The following is a 20,890-nucleotide window of genomic DNA, read 5'->3' on the forward strand; positions in this document are numbered from 1 at the left end:
ATGTACTTCCCTGATAATGGTTGACTAGTTGTTTTTTTATTCTTGTTATAGGTTGACTGGAAAGACACTATGAGAAATGAAAATTTGTGTATTCAGAATAATTATATCAGGCAGAGTTTCTATCTGACTTCTTCCATCCGTTCCAACTCCCATCCGCGAAACTGCATGACGATGCAATGCAACTCGGTGTCGTATATCATCCTGCGTACCTTGGGACCGGCAGCATAACCTTTTATCTGCTCTACAGCTTCTTTCCATTGGGCTTCGGCTTTCGCTTCCGAGTCTTTGACAGAGAGATATTTTAGTTCGATGATATAACTGTGCTTCACGTCATAGCGTATCAGGTCGGGCATTAGGAACAGATCACAATAACCGTGGTTCAATTCTACTTCCGGGGCTATCAGGTAATATGCATTCGTACTCAGGTAAGCAGTAAAGAAGCCTTGCAGGTTGCGCTCTCCCTCAATAGCGTTGCGCACGGAAGAGTTTTCCTTGTAGGCATGGGCGATAAATTCCAGCGTTTCACGCCAATGGCCGTCGTAAGCCATTTCGTAATACATCAGGCCAAGGTCGTTCAGATTAATATGTCGATTGTCCTGATATTCTTCCAACAAGAATTCGTAATACTGTTTACGCACGTTATTATTGGGAATACTTAACACCAGATAGTTGCCGCGAGTGGCAGTAATGGTAAGCATACCATAATAAAAAAGCAGACTGGGGAAAATCTCAGGTTTGGTAATATCGGTAGCGGGAAAGGTAGTTGTCAACGTGGTGACAATCTGCCCATCTTCGGTGATTTTACGTAACACTCCTTTGCGGTTACCGTCCAACTTGTCCAGCCGGATAAGTTTTTTCATCTTATTATAGTCCGTGCGGGTATTGGGGTCTATCATTTCTTTGGGGGATTTGCCCAAAGTCATATAATGACGCAGATAATAGAACACCATGTCACAGTTGAACATCTTCGGGTCACGCTCCAAGCTTTCTTCGGCAAAACAATAATTGTCATACCACGGTCGCATTTCCTCTATCATCGCATCTATGTTCGTATTGCCCGGCAACTGCCCGGCATCCTTATAGTATTGGATCATCTCGCGTACATCGGTCTCGCTGAATCCCAACATCATATTAAACTGATGATCGGTGCTGATATTCCAGCCGATATTGAATCCGCTAGTCAGGTCGTCCAGCGTTACGGGGCTGACTCCGGTCATGAAGATGCGTTCGAACATGCCTTTGAACTTCTTGAAGATTTCGCGGTAGAAGCCACTGGCATGGGTTAGGGCGTGATAGACTTTGTCGCCTTGCTCGTTTAGCACCACATTCGTGAAATTATCATATTCATCCACTATCAGATAAAGCTTGGAGCCGTTGTTGCGTGCCTTGCGATCGAGGAAATTCAGTTTGTTGGTAGTGCCGTATTGGGCTTTCATTTCCTCTTCAAAGCCGGGATAATAATAGGGTTCATAGATAGAAGCAAAATCATCCAGTCCGCCGCAACAGTAATCATCAAAGTTTTCGGCAAGCGTTCTGTCAAGCCCTCCCACTCTGGAGAAATCAAGAAAGAGTATTTGGAAAGTCCCTTGCAACTGTGTAGGACGACTGCCTATCCATAAATTGCTGAAACGTTTTTCGAACTTTTCTTTTTGAGCGATGTCATAATAAGTTCGGAGCATACTCAGAAAGATGCTCTTGCCGAAACGGCGGGGGCGGATAAAGAACAAATTACTAGGTTGTTTTTCCAACAACGGCAGATACATAGTCTTATCTACGTAATATTGATTCTGTTCCACCACTTCCACAAAGTTGGAAACTCCGTAAGGGATTCTTTTTACTTCTTCCATAATTTGTTCCTTTCTTTAGTTCTCATATTTATGAGATAATGCAAAAGTAGCATATTCCCGCAGAAAGAACAAAGAAAGGGAAAGAAAGTTGGGGATGTTGACGCACCAGAGTGATGAATATAAACTCTCTTGCGTTTTTATGTCATTAGCCAAATAATGTTGATAATGGAGATGCTTTGCTAATAACCGTACCAAAAATGAATGAAACCTTATTCTTAACTATTCATTTCTAGGATTTATAGTCTAGTAATTCTTTTGTAACCAGACTCCCAACAGTTTATCAGCTATTTCATAGTGATTTTGTTCCTGCGAGACTAGATTCTTTTCCAGTAATCCCTTGAGTGCAGCTTGTACGGAACTCGGAGTACTTAGCTTGTATTTTTTTATAAATTTTCCTGAAGTGACTCCGGTTGCTTTTTGTTCTTTTCCGATAGCAATCAGTACTTCTTTCTGTTTTTCCGGAAGGCGGGAGAAAATCTCCTGATATGTGAAGTCCTGCATCTGCAGGATATTGGTCAGGGCAATACTTTGGAGGGAACGATCACACACTTCCCCTTTTCCGGTCAGTATATATAATTCATTAAACATGAGTTGTACATACCAGGTATGTCCTTCAAAGAAATTATATACTTCGTCTATCAGTTCTTCTTCAATACGTTTCTTATTTTCAAGGAAAAGCCTTTCAACAAATGCCCTGTATGCCGTAAGCGGAATGCTCTTTAGTTGCATCATATTGACACTTTGATAAAAAGGTCGGGCCGGGCTGTTGAACATATTCATCATAATGTGTTTCTGGCTTCCGGCAAAGATGAAACGAGCATTTTGGCAATGCTGGACTTTAGTTCTCAATATGGCTTCTACATTCTTCTCTGTGTAATTGCCTATTTGCTGAAATTCGTCGATGGCTACGATACAAGGTTTATCAGCCTGTTCTAAATAAGCGAAGATTTCATCCAGTGTTGTTTCTGCAGTATGAATGTCTCCTAATCCAATATCAAAGGTGGGTTCTCCCGTAACAGAATCCAGTTTAAAACCTGCGCGCAGTGAGGAAATGACGGAGAAGAAACGTTCGATGAACTTCATTCCTTTGGGTTTGAGCTTCTCGAAAATCTCTTTTCCCAAAGCGAATACAAATTCCCTAAGGCTGGCTGTCGCATAAATATCAATGAAGAATGTATAGTAATGCTCTTTAATCTCATCCTGATAAAAGCAATGACGAATCAGACCTGTCTTTCCCATGCGACGCACAGAAATGATAACGACATTTCTTCCATTGGTTATGTTACGTATCAACTGTTCTGTTTCCACTTCGCGGTCACAAAAGTAATGGGGAGATAGGTATCCGCCTACGATAAAAGGGTTATTAACGATTGCCATACTGATTATTATAAATACAATTATTACAAATATAATAATTATGTTTATAATAAATCCGATTTACCTCCTCTTTTTAATAAACATTGTTTTTCTGCCTGCAATAATTTTCTCCTGAAAGCCGGAAGTTTCTGAAAGACTTTTATCTTTGCAATCATAATACATACGGCACTATGAAAAAAGTGATTCTGATTTTTGTGACAATCGTCCTTTCCGGTCTGCTTTATGCAAAAGATAATAAGAGTACCGATGCGTTACTTCGTGAGATTGATGGTATCATTAAAAACCGTCAGACCTATGGAGCGGAAAAGGAGGCGCGTATCGCTGACCTGAAGAAATTGTTGGCGGAGGCTACTTCCGATGAACAACGATATGGTTTTTGCGGACGTCTTTTCGATGAATACCGGGCTTATAATCTGGATTCGTCTTTTGTCTATGCTCAACGGAAAGAGGAACTGGCGCATCGCATGGATAAACTGGATTACCTGGATGATGCTGCCATGAATATGGCGGAAGTGATGGGAACTACCGGAATGTATAAAGAAGCGTTGGAACTATTGGGGCAGATTAATAAGAAAACGTTGCCCGATTATCTCTATGGTTACTATTATCATCTGTATCGCACTATTTACGGATTGATGGGAGATTATGCCGTTACGGAGAAAGTCAAGAAAGAGTATTATCGAATGACGGATCTGTATCGTGACTCTCTTCTGCAGGTCAACGCTTCCGACTCTTTGGGGCACGTATTGGTGATGGCGGATAAGTGTATCGTACATGCTCAATACGATGAAGCCATCCGTATGCTGATGGAATATTACAACAAACCTTCTTTGGATGACCATTCAAAAGCAATGCTTACTTATACTCTCTCCGAGGGTTACCGGTTGAAAGGCGACAAGCAGGGGCAAAAACATTACCTGGCCCTTTCGGCTATTGCCGACCTGAAATCGGCAGTAAAGGAATATGTATCTTTGCGCAAACTCGCTTCCCTTGTCTACGATGAAGGGGATATTGACCGTGCCTACAATTACCTGAAATGCTCCTTAGAGGATGCCACTCTTTGTAATGCCCGCCTTCGTACGTTAGAAATCTCGCAAGTCTTTCCTATCATTGACCAGGCCTACCAATTGAAAACCAAACGGCAGCAGCAGGAGATGAAAGTCTCATTGATTTGTATCAGTTTGCTTTCCGTATTTTTGTTGGTTGCCATTTTCTTCGTTTACAAGCAGATGAAAAAGGTTGCTGCCGCACGTCGCGAAGTGGTCGATACCAATACGTTGTTGCAAGAACTGAACGAAGAACTTCACGACTCCAACTCGCAACTGAAAGAGATGAACCATACGCTTTCGGAAGCCAACTATATCAAGGAGGAATATATCGGCCGATATATGGACCAATGCTCCACTTATCTCGACAAGATGGATTTATACCGTCGTTCCCTGAATAAAATTGCCGCTGCCGGAAGAGTGGAAGAACTATATAAAGCCATTAAATCTTCTCAATTCCTTGACGAAGAACTGAAAGAGTTTTATGCAAACTTCGACATGACTTTCCTGCAACTCTTCCCCAATTTTGTGGAGGAATTTAATGCGCTGCTTACCGAACCCATGCAACCCAAACCGGGAGAACTGTTGAACACCGAACTCCGTATCTTTGCCCTTATCCGGCTGGGGATTACGGACAGTACCAAGATAGCGCAATTCCTCCGTTATTCCGTGACTACCATTTATAATTACCGGACCCGTGTCCGTAACAAAGCTTTGGGAGAAAGAGATGAATTTGAGACTAAAGTAATGCAAATAGGGAAGGTGGAAGAATAAGAAAACCACTACTTTTTTAGTCTGACTTCTATTTTATAACGTTCTTATATTTAGTGGTTTATGCTGTGAGATACTGTGTAAATCACTATATTTTTGCTATCTGCTCAAAGAAGCAGTATGAAATGTGGATACTTTTGTTTCACGGTCATTTCAGCAATGACACAGAGAACGAAAACAAAAGTAACCCTAATATTAACTTTAAATTAATGTACATGAAACAGAGTATGAAGTCGAAAGGCCTTGAACGCCGCCTCTTATTAATAATGTGGGGCTTGTTCCTATCTCTTAGTGCATTCGCACAACAGATTTCAATAAAAGGACATGTAGTAGATGCCACAGGTGAACCGGTGATCGGTGCCAGTGTGGTGGAAGGACGTACAACGAATGGTACGATAACCGATGTAGACGGTAATTTCTCATTAAGCGTTCCGGCTAACAGCACGCTGACTATCTCTTTTGTCGGCTATAAAACGCAGACTGTTCCGGTGAACGGGAAAAACTCGTTGAAAGTAACCTTGCAGGAAGATACGGAAGTATTGGACGAAGTTGTTGTAGTAGGTTACGGAACAATGAAAAAGAGCGATTTGACTGGTGCCGTATCTTCTGTCGGAGTGAAGGACATCAAAGACTCTCCGGTAGCTAATATCGGTCAGGCAATGCAGGGAAAAGTATCCGGCGTGCAGATTATCGATGCCGGTAAGCCGGGTGATAATGTCACCATTAAAATCCGCGGTTTGGGTACGATCAATAACAGTAACCCGCTGATTGTCATTGACGGAATTCCTACCGACTTGGGATTGTCTTCCTTGAATATGGCTGATGTGGAACGGGTAGACGTATTGAAAGATGCTTCGGCAACAGCTATCTATGGTTCGCGTGGTGCCAACGGTGTGGTGATGATTACCAGCAAACGTGGTGCCGAAGGTGCCGGAAAAGTAACGGTAAACGCAAACTGGGCTATTCAGAACGCTACTAAAGTGCCCGATATGCTGAATGCTGCGCAATATGCCGCCTTGAGCAATGATATGCTGTCTAATAATGATGATAATACAAACCCTTATTGGGCAGACCCTTCTTTATTGGGAACAGGAACGAACTGGCTGGATGAGATGTTACGTACGGGAGTGAAACAAAGCTATTCGGTTAGCTATTCCGGTGGTACGGAAAAGGCACATTACTATGTATCCGGCGGTTTCCTCGATCAGTCCGGTATCGTAGAAAGCGTTAATTACCGTCGTTTCAACTTTCAGGCAAATAGTGATGCTCAGGTCAATAAATGGTTGAAGTTCACTACTAACCTGACATTCAGTACGGACGTGAAAGAAGGAGGAAGCTATAGCATCGGAGATGCGATGAAAGCACTCCCCACCCAGCCGGTGAAGAATGAAGACGGTAGCTGGAGCGGTCCCGGACAGGAAGCGCAATGGTATGGAAGTATCCGCAACCCGATCGGTACGCTGTATATGATGACGAACGAGACGAAAGGATATAACTTTCTGGCAAACATCACCGGAGAGATTGCCTTTACCAAATGGTTGAAGTTGAAAAGTACCTTTGGTTATGATGCCAAATTCTGGTTTGTCGACAACTTTACTCCGGCTTACGACTGGAAACCGAATCCGGTAGAAGAATCTTCCCGCTATAAGAGTGACAACAAATCATTTACCTACCTGTGGGATAATTATTTTGTATTCGACCATACTTTCGCCCAAAAACATCGTGTAGGTGTGATGGCAGGTTCTTCCGCCCAGTGGAACAACTATGATTACCTGAATGCTCAAAAGAATATCTTCATGTTTGATAATATCCATGAAATGGACAACGGCGAGAAGATGTACAGTATCGGTGGCAGCCAGAGCGACTGGGCACTGCTTTCTCTGATGGCACGTCTCAACTATTCTTACGAAGATAAATACCTGCTTACAGCCACTGTGCGCCGTGACGGTTCCTCCCGCTTCGGTAAGAACAACCGTTGGGGAACATTCCCTTCCGTTTCTCTGGCATGGCGTATTTCGCAGGAAGAATGGTTTCCGAAAGACAATTCTCCGGTGAATGACCTCAAATTGCGTATCGGATACGGTGTGACCGGTAATCAGGAAATCGGTAACTACGGCTTTGTGGCTTCCTATAATACGGGAGTTTATCCTTTCGGCAACAACAACTCCACCGCTTTGGTATCTACCACCCTTTCCAATCCGAATATTCATTGGGAAGAGGTACGCCAAACCAACTTCGGTGTGGATATGAGCCTGTTCAATTCACGTGTCAACCTTTCGCTGGATGCCTACATCAAAAAGACGGCAGACATGTTGGTGAAAGCTTCCATCCCTATCACCTCCGGTTTTGAAGATACTACTGAAACCTTTACCAATGCCGGCAAAATGCGTAACAAAGGAGTGGAAATGACCCTGCGCACCATCAACCTGAAAGGTCTTTTCTCTTGGGAATCTGCTTTAACGGCTACCTATAACAAGAATGAAATTCTGGACCTGAACAGCGAAACTCCGATGTTTATCAATCAGATGGGTAACTCATACGTGACTATGCTTAGAGCCGGTTATCCGATCAATGTATTCTACGGATACGTGACCGACGGACTTTTCCAAAACTGGGAGGAAGTAAACCGCCACGCCACCCAACCGGGAGCAGCTCCGGGGGATATCCGTTTCAGGGATTTGAATAACGATGGAGTCATCAACGATGAAGACCGTACCGTTATCGGTAACCCGAATCCGAACTGGTTCTTCTCTTTAAGCAATAATTTCTCTTATAAGGGATGGGAACTCTCCGTTTTCCTGCAAGGCGTATCGGGAAACAAGATTTATAACGCCAACAATGTTGACAACGAAGGAATGGCAGCCGCTTACAACCAAACCACAGCCGTATTGAACCGCTGGACGGGTGAAGGTACCAGCAACTCTATGCCCCGCGCCATTTGGGGAGACCCGAACCAGAACTGCCGTGTATCCGACAGGTTTGTGGAAAACGGTTCCTATCTCCGTCTGAAGAACATCACGCTTTCGTATACACTGCCTAAAAAGTGGATGCAAAAGATTCAACTGGAAAATGCCCGCATCTCTTTCTCTTGCGAGAATGTGGCAACTATCACCGGATATTCCGGCTTCGACCCGGAAGTGGATATTAATGGCATCGACAGCAGCCGTTACCCGATTTCACGTACTTTCAGTATGGGCTTGAACTTTAACTTTTAAATCAGGAGAAAGAATATGAAAAAGATAATAACTTTGGTATTTATGTCTGCCGTGCTGGCATTGACATCGTGCAACGATTTCTTGGATAAATATCCCAAATATGGCGTCGATCCCGAATCGGAAGTGACGAATGAGATTGCTGTGGCACTGACTACTGCCTGCTACAAGACTCTTCAGTCATCTAATATGTATAACCAACGTATCTGGAGCCTCGACATCATCGCAGGTAACAGTGAAGTAGGAGCCGGAGGAGGTACTGACGGTTTGGAGACTGTTCAGGCTTCCAATTTCATAGCCCAGAGCGACAACGGCTTTGCTTTGTATGTATGGCGTTCTCCGTGGGTTGGGATCGGACGTTGCAACATCGTGCTTTCCAATCTGCCTTCAGCATCTATCTCCGATGAGATAAAGACCCGTTGCATGGGTGAGGCTTATTTCCTGCGTGCACATTATTATTATATTCTGGTTCGTTTGTACGGAGGGGTGCCTTTGCGCTTGGAACCGTTTGAACCGGGAGAATCTGCGGATATTGCCCGTAATACGGTAGATGAGGTATATGCTCAAATTCTTTCCGACTGCAAAAATGCAGTGAATATGCTTCCTCCGAAAAGCAGTTATGGAGATGCTGACAGGGGACGTGCCTGCAAAGAGGCTGCAATGGCGATGCTGGCGGATATTTACCTGACATTGGCTCCCAACCATCGCGACTATTATAGTGAAGTAGTGACCTTGTGCAATAACATTGCTGCAATGGGATATGATCTGACTCAATGCAATTATGCCGATAACTTTAATGCGACGATCAATAATGGTGCAGAATCTCTCTTCGAAGTGCAATACTCCGGTAGTACGGAATATGATTTTTGGGGCGGCGATAATCAAGCATCCTGGCTGTCTACTTTCATGGGTCCTCGTAATTCGGGTATGGTAGCCGGTGCTTATGGATGGAATCTGCCTACGGAAGAGTTTATCAAGCAATACGAGGATGGTGATTTGCGGAAAGACATCACTGTGTTGTATCAGGGTTGTCCTGCTTTTGATGGTATGGAATACAAACGTTCCTGGTCCAATACGGGTTATAACGTACGTAAGTTCCTTGTGTCGAAAGACGTCTCTTCGGAGTATAATACCAACCCCAACAACTTTGTAGTATACCGTTATGCGGATGTCTTACTGAAGAAAGCGGAAGCTTTGAATGAGCAGGGACATCCGGATCAGGCTGCCGAACCATTGAATATCGTTCGTAAGCGTGCCGGACTGACAGAGCTGCCGACCACTCTGACGCAGACCGAAATGAGAGAAAAGATTATTCACGAACGTCGGATGGAACTTGCTTTTGAGGGACACCGCTGGTTCGATATGATCCGGGTTGATAATGGAAATTATGCATTGACATTCCTGAAATCTATCGGTAAGAATAATGTGACCAAAGAACGTCTCCTGTTGCCTATTCCGCAGACGGAGATGGACTCCAATCACCTGATGACTCAAAATCCCGGTTATTAATCCGTTTTATAATCATTCATTTAGACAAATAATATGATGAAGAAATATATATATCAGTTGTTATGCTCTCTTTTCATCGGCGCAACGATGGTTGCCTGTACCGAGGATTATATGGAGACAGATAAAGGACATGATACCCTCACCCTTTCGGTGAATCAGCAGGAGTTGGTGTTGAACGAAAAGAACCATAGTCAGGAGGCGCTGGCGCTTTCATGGACTACCGGAACGAATTATGGAAGCGGTAACCGTATCTCTTATACGCTTGAACTGGCGAAAGCCGGAACGGACTTTGCGAATGCTTATTCGGTGGATTTGGGTACGGGAACGTATCAATGGACTAAGAAAGTGGAAGAACTTAACCAATTTCTGCATACGCAGTTCGGTATCGGTTATGACGTGAAGGCAGAGCTGGAAGCACGTATCACAGCGGTTGTTGCCGGAATGGAAGATCAGAAGCAGATTGCGATGACTGCCTTTACAGTGACTACCTACCAGCCGGTTACTACCACGCTTTACCTGATTGGTGATGCTGCTCCGAGCGGATGGAGTGCCGATAACGCAACGGCAATGGAGCGCACGGATAACGGACAATTTACATGGACAGGAAAGCTGAATACCGGATCGTTTAAGTTTATAACGACCTTAGGAGAATTCCTGCCGTCGTACAACCGTGATGCTACTGCCGAAGAAGGACTCAAACTGACCTATCGTACATCGGGTGACCAACCGGACGAACAGTTCACAATCAGTAAAGAAGCAACTTATATCGTAAAAGCAAACCTGCTCGACTTGACGTTGACACTTACCGAAACAGAAGATATTGGCTGGAGATATGAAGAATTTTTCATTGTCGGTTCGTTTACGGGTAACAATGGTTGGGGATTTGAAGCACTGTCTAAAGATGCTGTTCAGATGAACCTGTTCCATTATGGAGCTGTGATTCCCTGGAAGGCGGACGGAGAATTTAAATTCGCTTCCGTGGCAGACTTCGGTCAGGCGGATGCTTTCTTCCATCCTACCGTGGCTAATGCTCCGTACACTTCGACATCCGTAGTGCTTGGAGGTGACGATAATAAATGGCAGATGAAGGAAGCCGAATGTGGCAAACCTTATAAAGTATGGTTCTATACAGGCAAAGGAAAAGAAAAGATGCTGATGCGTCCGTTCACTCCTTACGAAGGATTGTATCTGGTGGGTGAGGCAACTCCAAACGGATGGGATTTAGGCAATGCTACTCCGATGACGAAGAGTGCCGACAGTCCTTACATCTTTACCTGGAGCGGCACACTGAAAACAGGTGAGATGAAGATATCCTGCGATAAGCAGTCAGACTGGAACGGGGATTGGTTTATGGCGGATAAGAGCAACAAGGCTCCGACGGGGGAAGTAGAGACGGCATTGTTCGTTACCAAGTCGGATGCGGAGTTGAGCAGTATGTATCCGGATGCAGATTTGGGTAGTTTGGATAATAAGTGGAATATTCAGGAAGCCGGTTCTTATCGGATTACGATTGACCAGTTGAAAGAGACGATTTCGATTGTGAAACAATAAAACAAGAATTCAAGATGAAGAAAATAATATATTTGGTGGCTGCTTTCCTGTGTATGGCTTGCAGTGACGATCATGGGTCGAACCAGGAGAATGGAGGAGCTTCGGGCAGTGTCACCGAAGTGACTCCGGTAACATCGGATTTAAGTGTGGACCTGTCTACGGATAAGGCTTTCTATAAACCGGGGGAGAAAGTGGTATTTACAGCAGATGACGCGTTGCCTGCCGGAACTAAAGTTCGTTATCGTCTTTTAGGGGAGGTTGTCGGAGAAGAGTCGGTAAATGGTACCAGTTGGACATGGCAACCGCCTACTACTGATTTCAAAGGATATATGGCGGAACTGTACCGTCAGGAGAATGGTACAGATGTGATTGTCGGTACGATTGCGGTAGATGTATCCAGTGATCCGGCACGTTTTCCGCGTTATGGTTTTGTCGCTGATTTCAGTCGGGAGAAGACGGCTGAAAAGACACAGGAAGAGATGGCGTATCTGAATCGTCATCACATCAATTGGGTACAGTTTCAGGACTGGCATAATAAGCATCACTGGCCGTTGGGCGGTACACGCACACAGTTGGACGAAGTATATATGGACATCGCTAACCGGGAGGTTTATACAAGTTCGGTGAAAAATTACATTGAAGCGCAGCATCGTTTCGGTATGAAGTCTATGTTTTACAATCTTTGTTTCGGGGCGTTGAAGGATGCCGCTACGGACGGGGTGAAGGAGGAATGGTATTTGTTTAAGGATGCTTCTCACACTACTAAAGATAGTCATGATCTGCCGGGCGGATGGAAAAGTAATATTTATCTGGTAGATCCTTCTAATAAGGAATGGCAGAAATATTTGAACGAGAGGAATGATGATGTATATGTGAACTTTGCCTTCGACGGCTATCAGATAGACCAGTTGGGACGACGCAGCACGCTTTACAATTACAATGGTATTCCGGTCAATCTGCGTGAGGGATATGCTTCTTTTATTGAAGCGACGAAGCAGGCTCATCCGGACAAGAGTTTGGTGATGAATGCGGTCAGCCGTTACGGTGCCCGTCAGATAGGGGAGACAGGTAAAGTTGATTTCTTCTATAATGAAGTGTGGGCGGATGAGGCTGATTTTACCAATCTGAAAGCCATTCTTTATGAAAATGGAGTCTATGGCAATTATCAGTTGAATACGGTTTTTGCAGCTTATATGAATTATAATAAAGCGGATAACCGGGGAGAATTTAATACGCCGGGTATTCTGCTGACGGATGCTGTCATGTTTGCTTTGGGTGGTTCGCACCTTGAGTTGGGAGGCGATCACATGTTGTGCAAAGAGTACTTTCCGAATGAGAACCTGACAATGAGCGAAGAACTGAAAACAGCGATGGTTCGTTATTATGATTTCCTGACTTCTTATCAGAATCTGCTTCGTGACGGTGGTACGGAAAATAGTGTTTCCATGAATTGTACCAATGGCGAAATGAGATTGAATAGTTGGCCTCCTCAACAGGGATCAGTTACTACTTATGCCAAGCAGGTAGGTGGCAAGCAAGTGATACATCTTCTTAATTTCTCGCAAGCGAACAGTCTTAGCTGGAGAGATGTGGACGGTACGATGCCGGAACCGGCTTTGATTACAAAAGCGGCTTTGCAAATGAATCTGTCGGCAAAGGTGAATAAGCTGTGGGTAGCGTCGCCGGATGTACACGGAGGAGCTTTGCAGGAATTGGCCTTTACACAGGAGAATGGAGTTGTCTCTTTCACATTGCCTTCCTTGAAATATTGGACGATGATTGTGGCTGAATAAAGCGGCTGCTACAGAATAACTAAAATGATAGGTATGATGATTAGATATAGATTATGGGTATGGATGTTGTGCCTGGTATTTCCAACATGGGTTTGGGCGGAAAATACGACACGTACATGCACTTCTTTTACACAGCAGGGACGTCAGGTGACTTTTCACCTGGCGGACAGTGCCGCCTTGCAATTGCAACTTTGCAGCTCTTCCGTCGTGAAAATCTGGTTCTCACCCGACGGGCAATTGCAACGAAGAAATGCTTCGTTTGCAGTGATTAATGAAGAACTGGAAGAGGTAGGAACTATCCATGTTGATGAACAGGCGGCCTGTTACGAGATATTTACTCCGAAGTTGCGTATCCGGGTGAATAAATCTCCGATGAGTCTTCAGATATTCGATAAATATCAGAAACTCCTGTTTAGCGATTATGCCGATAAAGGCCATGTCAGTGAAGGAACGAAGAAGGTGGAATATAAAGTGCTTCGTCGTGACGAGCACTTCTTCGGACTTGGTGAGAAAGCGGGAAAGATCGATCGTCGTGGCGAGTCTTATAAGATGTGGAATAGTGACAAACCTTGTTATAGTGTGGTAGAAGATCCTCTTTACAAGAGTATTCCTTTCTTTATGAGCAATTATCGGTATGGTATTTTTCTTGATAACACCTATAAGACAGAATTCAAATTCGGAACGGAAAGCCGTGATTATTACAGTTTTGAAGCGCCGAACGGGGAAATGGTATATTACTTTATCTTCGGTAAAGACTATAAAGAAATCATCAGCCAATATGTCGGACTGACCGGAAAACCTATCATGCCGCCGAAATGGGCGTTGGGTTTTGCTCAATGCCGCGGTCTGTTGACAAGTGAAAAGCTAAGTCGTGAGATAGCCGAAGGCTACCGGAAACGGGGAATCCCTTGTGATATTATCTATCAGGATATCGGCTGGACAGAATATTTGCAGGATTTCGAATGGCGCAAAGGAAACTATGAAAACCCCAAAAAGATGCTTTCGGATTTGAAAGAGATGGGTTTTAAGGTAGTCGTATCTCAAGACCCGGTAATTGCACAAGCCAATAAAAAACAATGGGAAGAAGCTGACCGCTTAGGCTATTTTGTAAAGGACAATACGAACGGCAAAAGCTACGATATGCCCTGGCCGTGGGGTGGGAACTGCGGAGTGGTGGACTTCACCCTGCCTGCCGTAGCCGACTGGTGGGGAACTTATCAGCAGAAACCTATTGACGATGGTGTCTCCGGCTTCTGGACAGACATGGGCGAACCTGCCTGGAGTAACGAGGAGCAGACGGAACGCCTGGTGATGAAGCACCATCTCGGTATGCACGATGAAATCCATAACGTCTATGGCCTGACCTGGGATAAAGTGGTGAAGGAGCAATTTGAAAAGAGGAATCCGGACCGTCGTGTTTTCCAAATGACTCGTGCTGCTTATGCCGGATTGCAACGTTATACGTTTGGCTGGACGGGTGATAGCGGAAACGGAGACGACGTACTGCAAGGTTGGGGACAATTAGCCAATCAGATTCCTGTAATGCTTTCCGCCGGATTGGGATTAATCCCATTTTCTTCCTGTGATATCACCGGTTACTGTGGAGATATTGAGGATTATCCGGCTATGGCGGAACTCTATACCCGTTGGATTCAATTTGGTGCATTCAATCCTTTGAGTCGTATCCACCATGAGGGAGATAACCCGGTGGAACCGTGGCTTTTCGGACCGGAAGCGGAAAAGAACGCGAAAGCGGCTATCGAACTGAAATATCGTTTGTTACCGTATATCTACACTTACGCCCGCGAAGCGTATGATACAGGATTGCCTATCATGCGACCTCTGTTTCTTGAATATCCAATGGATATGGAAACATTTTCTACGGATGCCCAATTCCTGTTCGGTCGTGAATTACTGGTAGCTCCTGTGGTGAAGAAAGGTGCCCGCACAAAGAACGTGTATCTTCCCGAAGGTACATGGATAGACTACAACAACAAGCAGACAGTCTACACCGGAGAGCAGTGGACTACGGTTGATGCTCCCTTGTCTTCTGTTCCTATGTTTGTGAAGCAAGGTTCTATCATCCCCACCATGCCGGTGATGAACTACACCCATGAGAAACCGGTATATCCACTTACTTTTGAAATCTTTCCCGCACAGGAAGGTGCACAGGCTGCCTTTACTCTCTACGAAGATGAAGGAGAAGACTTAGGATACCAACGTGATGAATTTGTCAAAACACCGATTATTTGCAGCACTCTGGCAAATGGATATGAATTGACTGTCTCTGCCCGTGAAGGAAAAGGATACACTGTCCCCGGTCCGAGAAATCTGCTGTTCCGTATTTATTCTGCGAAAGCCCCGAAAGAGTTAGCTGTCAAAGGAAAGAAGATAAAGAAAACTAAACCGGAACGTTTGGAAGATAATTTAGAGAATGATACTGAAACTGTGGCGTGGAGTTGGGATAAAGAAACTGGTGTCTGTAGTGTGCGAATGCCTGATAAGGGTATTGATGAGCAGGTTATGATTATCTCCAAATAGTAGACAGAGACAAAATAGAGGGAAGTACAGCCCTAGTCATGTATTCCCTGTTTATTGGGCATATATATCCAGCATCTTGGGTATATATGCCCACCATGGTGAATATATATGCCTACCACGCTGGATATATATACAACAAACTATGAAGTACAACCTTAAACTTTAGGGAAGTATCGTGAATGGCGGAGGTAAAAACAATCTCTACCATTCACGATTTTTTCTAATTAGTGTTTTTTCTAAAATTTCAGAACCGCTTTTACCGGGAAATGATCCGAAGGAATATGAGATTCATACTTTCCAGTAGTTTCATTCTTGGTACGATAAGTATCCGTTAATACACCGTATTTCTCTACAGTAAAATTGGGGGTTACGAAGATATGGTCAATACGGTTTGGAGTATATGTGTTCGGATTCCAGCCTGTACATGTCCCATTAGTTGCATATCTCATTTGAGCTACCTCGTAAGAATCTGATAATATTCCGGATTCATGAAGAACCTGATAACTTTCGCTAGTTTGGTCTACATTGAAATCACCTGTTAGTATAACGGGATCTTTGCCACACATTTCCTTAATTTTGCTAATAACCAGTTTGGCACTTTCTCGACGGGCTACCACTCCGATATGATCCATGTGCAGATTAAAGAACCAGAATTTGAACTTACCGGTTTTGTCTTTGAATTCTCCCCATGTGCAGATGCGGGTATAAGCAGCATCCCATCCTTTATTGGGCTTTGTAGTGTCTTCCGACAACCAGAAGTTGCCGGACTTGAGTAGTTTGAACTTATCTTTCCGATAGAAAATAGGTGCATATTCCCCTTTCGTCTTGCCGTCATCCCGTCCTACACCTATGTAACTGTATGTAGGTAGAGCATTGAGCATATCCTCCAGTTGATTATGCTTTACTTCCTGCGCTCCAAAAATATCGAAATCATGGAAAGTGATTAACTGTGTAAGTATTGGGTAGCGTTGCTCCCATCCATTTCCGGCTTTGGCATCGTTCGGGTTACTGTTTCGTACGTTGTAGGAGGCTACATTCAGTTGCTGTGCATTCAGTATTGACGCACCGAAGAGCGTCAATACAATAAAAAGTTTTCTCATTGTTTTTTATTGTTAGATGGTTATTTAATATCTTTTTTTTCTGTTCGTTCGCTTCTGTATTCTTTGGGCGATGTATTGTATAATTTAGTAAATTCCCGGTAGAAATACGACTTGTTGGAGAAGCCTGATTTATACATGATCTCGGTGACGGTGAGCTTGGTAGTCTTTAGCAACCCGGCAGCATATTCCAGGCGGATGGTACGGACAAATTCGCTTGGGGTCTTTTCTGTTAATTCTTTGAGTTTGCGATACAATCCTGCTTTGCTCACTCCTATAAAGTCTGCTAGAGAATCCGGATTCATGGATTCATCGTCAATATTATCTTCAATGAACTTGATAATCTTGTTTAGTAATAGCTCATCTTCTTTGTGCATGGTGATTCCATCTCTTACAATAAGAGAAGAACGGCCCGATTTGAAATACTCTTTCATCAGAGAATATTTATTAATCATATTCTCTACTGCACTCAACACATGCCTTGGATGGAAAGGCTTCGGGATATACAGATCTGTACCATGATTATAAGCATTGATTTGGTCTTCAATAGAGTTTTTGGCAGAGATGTGGATAACAGGAATGTGCATTGTCCGTTCATTAGATTTCAATATGTCTGTCAGTGTAATACCATCTAGTTTAGGCATTAACACATCGCTGATAATGATGTCCGGTTGTTTTTGCTCTACTTCTTTCAGTGCCTCTTCTCCATTGCCAGCTTCGCGAACCTGATAGTAGGGAAGCAGAATATCTTTCAACAGTTCCCGGATATTCTTTTCGTCTTCTACAATCAGTATGGTAATTTCTTTCTGCTTAGGAATGAAAAGCATTTCACTGACCTCTGTTTCTTCTTCTGTAGGCTGACTTTCTTTTTCGGTATTCACGTGCATAGGAGGCAGGGATACATTGAATTCTACATATTCTCCCAAAGTACTTTCTATAGTGATTTCTCCACCTAATAATTCAGTCAGGCTTTTGGTTAGGTTCAGACCCACTCCGGTACTCCCGGCATGCTTCAGCTTACTGCTCTCGAAAATCTTAAAGCGACTGAATATTTCGCTCGTTTGCTTCTCAGTCAATCCCTTACCAGAGTTGCGTATACGGAAATGTAATGTTCCGGTAGTGGCATTCTGTCTTATTTCAGCATGAATATATCCTCCGGACGGTGTATATTTGAATGCGTTAGATAATAAGTTGAATATAATTTTCTCCAGCGAATTCCGGTCTGTAGTAAAAGACGACACTTCTTTACTTTTGAAACTAAAGTCTATTTTATTCTCTTCAGCAATTTCAGTATAGTTGTCTGACACATAATCAACGAGTAGGTGAATATCTACTTTCTCTGCATAGATAGCTGTATGTCCCGATTCTGCTTTCCGAAACTCCATTAGTTCGTTGATGAGTTTCTGCATCCGGTCGGCATTGTTCTTGATGATGTAGATATACCTTTTCGTATAACTGTCAAGGTCTGCTTTTTCCAGCAGATGCTGTGCCGGACCATATATCAGTGTTAGCGGAGTGAAGAACTCATGTGCCACGTTCGTAAAGAAGTTCAACTTCGATTCATGAATACGTTGTTGATTTTGCTTTTCAATATGTTCTAGTAAAATCTGGCGATTCAGTCGGATACGATTCTTGATGACAGATTGTGTTATATAAATAGCAATAGCAATTAAAATAAAATAGATAATAAAGGCAGTAGTACTTAGCCACCAGGGATAGGCGACATCCAGATGAAGAGAGTAGATTTGATTGCTCCATACACGGTCACCATTAGTACATTTTACTTCCAATTTATATTTCCCCGGAGGAAGTTTGGTGATGACGATATTGGGGTTGTTTTCGTTGTAAATCCATTCATCAGCGAAGTCAATAATCCGATAACTAAATTCGCAGTTCTCGTTGTTGATAAAGTCGTGTGTTGTGAACCCTAATGTAAGGTAAGGTTCGTCATAGGCAAGCCGGAGCGTATGATTAAGAATACGCTCGTAAATGTTTTGGCTGGTGTTATTAATTTTTAGACTATTCAAACTTAGAGTAGCAATATGGTCCCGTAAATGTATTTTGTTCTCATCGAAATAGTTCAGCCCACTGACTCCTCCGAAATACAACCATCCTGCTTTATCCTTAAAAATCGCTCCATCGGAAAATTCATCATTTTGTAATCCGTTTCTGGAAGAATAGTTAGTAATCTTTCCCGAAGATAGATTGATAAAAGAGATACCTTGATTGGTACTTGCCCAGATATTACCGTTTTCATCTTTTAGAATACCGTGAATCGTATTGTTGGGCAGTCCGTTATGATCCGTATATTCCATAATAGATGGCGGAATGTCTGCCGGAAACAATCGATTGAGGCCGTAACTGGTGCCTACCCAAATGCTGGCAGAATCTCCTTTGGTCAGATAGAGTATATCGTTGTTGGTTAGGGATAAAGTAGAGTCTATCTCATGAATTTGTTGGAAACATTCGGATGTGATATCGAACTTATTGATTCCGCCGCCTCGTGTGCCTAGCCAAAGTTCATTTTCATTATACCCGGCAATGACCGAATAAATGATGTTATTACTTGGTGAGGAAGGTCCGGGAGATTTATATTGTTTCATTTCTGTCACTTTATAATTTTTTCCTTCCCTTTGCAAGCTTAGTTTGATAAGTCCATAGCCGGAAGTGCCCAACCATAATAGTGAGTCGTTATGAGTGAACAGGATGCTGTATACAGCTTTGAAAGTCGGATATTCAGCAGGAATATTTAACTTCTTTACCTGACTGCTATTAAGTGGAATATAATTGATGCCCGTTCCCTCGGTCCCGATAAATATGTCTCCGGACATATTTTTTCGGATAGTATAGACAGAATTGGAAATCAATCCGTTGTCGGTTGACAGATAAGGTTCGACCTGCCGTTTCTGTTTGTCAAGCAGCAAAATTCCTTCTCCTTTGGTTCCCACGAGTATATTACCATTATCTTCTTCGCAAAAACAACGTACGGGATAATCAGTTTTTATGGTGTGGAATGGAGAACTGTGTTCATAGACTTCCAATACTCCTTGCCCGTCGGTGCCTACCCAGAGTATATTCTGCGAACCGATGTAGATGGTGAAAATGGGTGCTTTCGCTGGTAATTGAGGTAATTCCGTTGAAGTATTATCTTTCAGATTATACCTGATACATCCCCCTTCGATAAAGCTGATGAGAAGATACTCTTTGTGACAGATAACTTGCGAAACCGTTTTATTTTCCGGAATATCTATGCTATTCAGTATGCGGTTGTCCAAAGAAACGGTTAATGTCCGGTCATCGTTAATGATAAGATAATCTTGAGAAAGATAAATGCCGGAAATGAAAGCAGGTTGTTTGATTTCTTTTTTGAACGAGAGTTCGAGATTAGAGCTATGGACAGATAGTTGATAATGTAATAATTGTCCATGTTCTGTGAGGAAGAATACTTGGTCTTTGGCATCAATAACGAAGTTTTTGATGCCATCAGGCAGATTATTTTTCAATGGAACAAAGTCCTGTTTCCGGTCGTCAAAATAGAATAAACCTTGTTCTTTCACATAGCAGATAATGTATTTGCCGGAAGTGATATCCAGTAGGAATGATTTCTCTTGTTTGGGCGGATTGTTCTGCGTACCTAAATAATAAGGAGTAAATTGCTGTGTGGAACGTTTCCACCGGTTGACGCCATAGTCGGTAGATACCCACAATACAGAGTCATTTTGCTCGATAATTTGCCAGACCACATTGTTACTGATAGATCCTGCATTTTTATTATAAGAATAGGTTTTAAAGCTACGTCCGTTGTAGGCATTCAGCCCGTCCCATGTTCCTACCCAAAGCGTATGTTCCGAATCTTCTAGAAAACAATTCACTGAATTATTGGATAACCCGTCTGCATTCGAAATCTGTTTCACTACATTTTGGGAATGTAATAAAACAGGCATCAGGCATGAATAAATAAGGATGCAGATGTAGCGGAAATATGAGTGCTTTCGTAGAATCATGTCGCAAAGATAGAGAGGAAAAATAAGAAAACAAAGATAAAAATATGCTGTACAACACCTGTATACCCTTTTGAGAATATAGTGCACCTTTTCCGTTGTTGTGCAGGGTAGCTTTGTCACCAGAAATAAAAACAACACATAT

10 protein-coding genes are annotated in these 20,890 nt (G+C 43.2%); 6 read left to right on the top strand and 4 right to left on the bottom strand.

The annotated features are described in order from the left end of the window. Positions 1 to 119: 119 nt before the first annotated feature. Both DW173_RS15810 and DW173_RS15815 read right to left on the bottom strand, forming a co-directional pair. Positions 120 to 1,847 carry an ATP-binding protein gene (locus DW173_RS15810; protein ID WP_004298610.1) on the bottom strand — a complete coding sequence of 576 codons (1,728 nt, stop codon included), beginning with the start codon at positions 1,845 to 1,847 and terminating at the stop codon, positions 120 to 122. A 243-nt stretch (positions 1,848 to 2,090) separates the two neighbouring features. Next, positions 2,091 to 3,224 carry an AAA family ATPase gene (locus DW173_RS15815; RefSeq protein ID WP_008023490.1) on the bottom strand — a complete coding sequence of 378 codons (1,134 nt, stop codon included), beginning with the start codon at positions 3,222 to 3,224 and terminating at the stop codon, positions 2,091 to 2,093. Between the two features lie 170 nt (positions 3,225 to 3,394). Between DW173_RS15815 and DW173_RS15820 the strand changes: the two genes are divergently transcribed. The 6 genes from DW173_RS15820 (at position 3,395) to DW173_RS15845 (ending at position 15,647) form a co-directional block, all read left to right on the top strand. Continuing rightward, a complete protein-coding gene (locus DW173_RS15820) occupies positions 3,395 to 5,044 on the top strand; it encodes a DUF6377 domain-containing protein (protein ID WP_087318733.1) in 1,650 nt (549 codons plus the stop codon). Positions 5,045 to 5,256: 212 nt separating this feature from the next. Then, positions 5,257 to 8,256 (top strand): SusC/RagA family TonB-linked outer membrane protein, encoded by a 3,000-nt coding sequence (locus DW173_RS15825; RefSeq protein ID WP_120144756.1) that lies wholly within the window; start codon positions 5,257 to 5,259, stop codon positions 8,254 to 8,256. A gap of 42 nt (positions 8,257 to 8,298) precedes the next feature. Next, a complete protein-coding gene (locus DW173_RS15830) occupies positions 8,299 to 9,762 on the top strand; it encodes a RagB/SusD family nutrient uptake outer membrane protein (protein WP_369904718.1) in 1,464 nt (487 codons plus the stop codon). Between the two features lie 36 nt (positions 9,763 to 9,798). Then, complete coding sequence (locus DW173_RS15835) at positions 9,799 to 11,313, top strand: SusF/SusE family outer membrane protein (RefSeq protein WP_120144757.1); 1,515 nt, start codon at positions 9,799 to 9,801, stop codon at positions 11,311 to 11,313. Positions 11,314 to 11,327: 14 nt separating this feature from the next. Further along, positions 11,328 to 13,106 carry a glycoside hydrolase family 66 protein gene (locus DW173_RS15840; protein ID WP_120144745.1) on the top strand — a complete coding sequence of 593 codons (1,779 nt, stop codon included), beginning with the start codon at positions 11,328 to 11,330 and terminating at the stop codon, positions 13,104 to 13,106. 36 nt (positions 13,107 to 13,142) lie between these two features. Continuing rightward, a complete protein-coding gene (locus DW173_RS15845; RefSeq protein WP_120144758.1) occupies positions 13,143 to 15,647 on the top strand; it encodes a glycoside hydrolase family 31 protein in 2,505 nt (834 codons plus the stop codon). Between the two features lie 236 nt (positions 15,648 to 15,883). On the opposite strand, the gene DW173_RS15850 is transcribed toward DW173_RS15845, so the two are convergent. Both DW173_RS15850 and DW173_RS15855 read right to left on the bottom strand, forming a co-directional pair. Next, positions 15,884 to 16,747, bottom strand: coding sequence for an endonuclease/exonuclease/phosphatase family protein (locus DW173_RS15850; protein WP_117809039.1), 864 nt, complete (start codon positions 16,745 to 16,747; stop codon positions 15,884 to 15,886). Positions 16,748 to 16,767: 20 nt separating this feature from the next. Further along, positions 16,768 to 20,748, bottom strand: a complete 3,981-nt coding sequence (locus tag DW173_RS15855; RefSeq protein WP_199722846.1) for a response regulator — start codon at positions 20,746 to 20,748, stop codon at positions 16,768 to 16,770. Positions 20,749 to 20,890: the final 142 nt, after the last annotated feature.

Source organism: Bacteroides sp. AM16-13 (assembly GCF_003602705.1).
In the GTDB taxonomy this organism is placed as follows: Bacteria; Bacteroidota; Bacteroidia; order Bacteroidales; family Bacteroidaceae; genus Bacteroides; species Bacteroides xylanisolvens.